Genomic DNA, 4,028 nt, shown 5'->3' with positions numbered 1-4,028 from the left:
CGCCGTGCGAAGCGCCGAGATGTTGCGGGCGAGGCCGACCTCCTACACGTAGACCCCGGGCCATACGGTTTCCATGAGCTTTTGTTTGGAGACCAGCCGGCCGGCGTTTTGCAGCAAAACCAGGAGTGTCTCGAGGACTTGGGGGTCAGCGGGACCGGCTCGTCGGTGAGCGCACCCCAGGTGAATTTGGCGGACGACGGGCGCATGGGGAGGGAGGACCGGGGCTTCTTTCGTGGGTTTGAGACACAGATGGAGTGTGTTTGAAGGAGGCGCTGAGAGGACGGTGAGTTCGGACCACCGTTTGCTCAGAGCCCCTCTTCTCGAGAGAGGACATTTCTCAAAACAAGCCGCCCTGTCGATGGCAATCTTGCGGGAATCCGACTAAACTCGCGCTCGGAGCAGGTGCCAAAAGCGCGCGAGAGCGGCCGCGGCGAGATCTTCCATCGCCTGATTGACGGATCGCGTCTGGGGCCATACGAGATCCAGTCGCCAATCGGCGCTGGCGGCATGGGGGAGGTGTACCGCGCACGGGACACGAACCTCAACCGCGACGTAGCGATCAAGGTCTTGCCCGCCGCATTCGCACAAGATGCCGAGCGTGTCGCGCGTTTCCGGCGGGAGGCGCAGGTCCTGGCGTCGCTCAATCATTCGAACATCGCTGCCATCTTCGGGCTTGAAGAATCGAACGGCGTGGTGGCACTGGCGCTCGAGCTCGTCGAAGGAGAAGAACTCTCCGAGCGTCTGAAGCGCGGTGCGCTACCCATCGATGAAGCCGTTGCCATTGGCAAGCAGATCGCCGAAGGCCTCGAAGCCGCGCACGAGAAGGGCGTCGTCCATCGCGACCTCAAGCCCGCCAATCTCAAGCTCACCAAGGACGGCACGGTCAAGATCCTCGACTTCGGTCTAGCGAAGGCCTACGGGGGAGAGCCTGAAGCCGCGGGAATGGATGGGCTCTCTCAGTCGCCGACGATGTCGCGGCAGATGACGGAAGCCGGCCTCATCCTCGGCACCGCTGCGTACATGGCACCCGAGCAAGCGCGTGGAGGGATGGTAGACAAGCGCGCGGACATTTGGGCCTTCGGCGTGGTGCTGTTCGAGATGCTGACGGGCAAGCGGCTCTTCACCGGCGAGACGGCGAGCGACATCCTAGCGGCAGTGCTGAAGACGGAGCCGGAGTGGGACGCGGTTCCTGCAAGCACTCCTTCGACTCTGCGGAACCTACTGCATCGGTGTCTGACCAAGGAGCCGAGGCAGCGGCTGCAGGCGATCGGGGAGGCGCGGATCGCTCTCGAGCAGCCGCTCGGCACGCCGAATACTGTCCGATTCCGAGTCTCTTCGCGAATGTGGGCGATCCCGTGGTTTCTCGCTCTGGTGCTGGCGCTGGTCTCGCTCGCGCTCTGGGCGCCGTGGCGCCCGGCGCCCCAGCCCGCTCCAACCCTGCGCCTGAGCGCCGAGCTGGGCGCTGCGGCGTCGCTCGCGCCGACCCTATACGGGCCCGCCGCGATCCTCTCGCCCGATGGTCGCCTCCTGGTTTTCGTCGCGAGCGAAGGTGCGGACGAACCCCCGTTTCTCCACCTCCGGCGGATGGAACAGCTCGACGCCGCACCGCTTGCGGGGACGGAAGGAGCCCGCGACCCGTTCTTCTCTCCTGACGGGGAGTGGATCGCGTTTTTCGCGGACGGAAAGCTGAAGAAAGTCTCGGTCTCGGGCGGCGCGGTCGTCGCGATCTGCGACGCCGAGAACCCCCGAGGCGGGACCTGGGCAGAGGACGGAACGATCTTCTTTGCTCCCAGTTCGAGGAGCGGGGGCCTTTTGCGCGTGTCGTCGGCGGGAGGCACCCCGCAGACCCTGACCATACCCGATCAGGCCTCCCAGGAGGTCTCGCACCGCTGGCCCCAGGCTCTTCCCGGGGGCAAGACCGTGCTGTACACAGCGGGCGTTCCGGCTACGTTCGAGGATGCGAGCCTCGTCGTGCACGCTCTCGTAGGCGACACGAGAAAGGTGTTGCATCGCGGCGGATATTACGGCCGTTACCTTGCGAGCGGGCACCTGGTTTTCATTCATGAGGGTACGCTCTTCGCCGCGCCTTTCGATCTCGGTCGCCTGGAGTTGACGGGCCAACCCGTGCCCGTGCTCGCGGACGTGACCACCAACCCGGCTAGTGGGGGAGCCCAGTTCGCCTTCTCCAGCGACGGAACGGTCGCGTACCTGCGGGGAGAGGACCTCGGGTTTTCCGTGCTCATTCAATGGATGGATCGGGAAGGGAAGCTTCGGCCTTTGCGCGGGGCGCCTGGCATCTACCGGAACATTGGCTTCTCTCCCGATGGCCGGAAGCTCGCGTTGGACTTCTTCGAGGGGAAGAACCGGGACGTGTGGGTCTACGAATGGGAGCGCGACACCCTTTCTCGTCTCACGTCCGATCCCGGCGAGGACCGCCAGCCCGCATGGACTCCCGATGGCCGGCGCATCGCCTTCTCCTCGGCGCGTTCCGACAGGGCGACAGGGAACCTCTATTGGCAGCGAGCCGACGGGACGGGCGAGGCCGAGCGCCTGACGGAGAGCAAGAACGAGCAATTCCCCAGGTCGTGGCATCCGAGCGAAAAGCTCCTGGCCTTCGATGAGAGCAACCCGCAAACGAGCGCAGACATCTTGATCCTGCCGTTCACGGGGGACGAGGTCTCCGGCTGGAAGCCGGGGAAGCCCACGGCCTTCCTGAGCAGTCCCTTCAGCGAATTCGAGGCGGCCTTCTCGCCAGACGGTCGCTGGCTAGCGTACAGCTCCAACGAGTCAGGACGCGTCGAGGTGTACGTCCGTCCGTTCCCGGGCCCGGGGGGGAAGTGGCAGGTTTCCACCGGCGGCGGAGAATGGGCGACGTGGTCTCGAAGCCGAAGAGAGCTCTTCTACCGCGCCGAGGACGGGAGGATCCTCGTGGCTGGGTACACGGCCGAAGGCGACTCGTTGCGATTTGAGAAGCCGCGGGCGTGGTCGCCCGGGCTCGTGCCCACGGGGGGAATCGGCAACCGGACCTACGATCTGCACCCGGACGGAGAGCGGGTCGCCGTGGTGAAGGTCTCGGGGGACGGGGCCGAAGTTAGGCGGGACAAGGTCGTCTTGATCCAGAACTTCTTCGACGAGCTGCGTCGGATTGCGCCTGTGGGCAAGCGATGACGCTCTCTCCCGGCACAAGACTCCTTCCTTCTCTTCAGGTGTCCGACGGTTGCCTCAATGCGGGAGGGTGTCACGGATAGGTATTTGTAACGTCGGTGGTGTGCTCCACGACGGGATTGCGGCGGACGAGACTCCGATTCCACGTCTCGGTAAGCGCACCCCAGGTGAATTGGCGGACGCCTCGCACTCCTCGAGCCGGATTGCTCGCCGACGAGCGGCGGCGAGCGCTAAGCGCTCTCGGACGATGAGGTTTCCCACCACTCCAACCACTCGGTGAGAACGAGGAGCGACCAGAGGGCACGGCCCCAATCGGCCTCGCGCTCGACGTGCTCTCGGAAGAGGTCGAGCACGGCTTGGGTATCGACTCCACAGCGTTGCAAACGCCCGCTCTCGAGCCGTTCGCGAGCCCAGGCGCGGAGCGGTCCCCGGAGCCAGGCGGCAAGCGGCACCGAGAGGCCCCGCTTGCGTTGATGGACTACCGCACGGGGGAGATAGCGGAGCGCGTAGCGCTTGAGAAACACTTTGGTTCCGAGACCGCGAACCCGCTCGCTCCCGGGTAGGCTGGCGGCGAAATCGAGGACCTTCCGGTCGAGATAAGGAGCTCTCGGCTCGAGCGCCCATCCCATCGATGCGCGGTCGGCCTTGGTGAGAAGCCCCTCCGCCAGGTAGCTCTCGAGGTCGTGCAGCTGGAGCGCATCGAGCCCCGTGCCGGGTCCCGGGGCACGATCGAGATCCGAATCGAGACCGGACGGCTGGCACCCTAGGCGTTCGAGCACAGCGGGAGGAATGACCGAGGTCCAGAGGAGATGACGGGCGAGCGGCTCGATGCCGCTTCCCTCGACGAAACGCTTCAGCAGGAA

At 65.4% G+C, this 4,028-nt stretch carries 3 protein-coding genes; 2 read left to right on the top strand and 1 reads right to left on the bottom strand.

The genetic code is table 11. The features are described 5' to 3' along the window. Positions 1-264 (top strand): hypothetical protein (locus tag VEK15_26285; GenBank protein HXV64237.1); only part of this gene is annotated, 264 nt, incomplete at its 5' end. A gap of 138 nt (positions 265-402) precedes the next feature. Then, a complete protein-coding gene (locus tag VEK15_26280; GenBank protein ID HXV64236.1) occupies positions 403-3,168 on the top strand; it encodes a protein kinase in 2,766 nt (921 codons plus the stop codon). Positions 3,169-3,395: 227 nt separating this feature from the next. On the opposite strand, the gene VEK15_26275 is transcribed toward VEK15_26280, so the two are convergent. Continuing rightward, a partial coding sequence (locus VEK15_26275; protein HXV64235.1) for an asparagine synthase-related protein occupies positions 3,396-4,028 on the bottom strand: 633 nt, incomplete at its 5' end.

This window comes from Vicinamibacteria bacterium (genome assembly GCA_035620555.1).
Taxonomy (GTDB): Bacteria; Acidobacteriota; Vicinamibacteria; order Marinacidobacterales; family SMYC01; genus DASPGQ01.
Note: the sequence above shows the minus strand (reverse complement) of the source record. Positions and strands in the feature narration are given on the sequence as shown.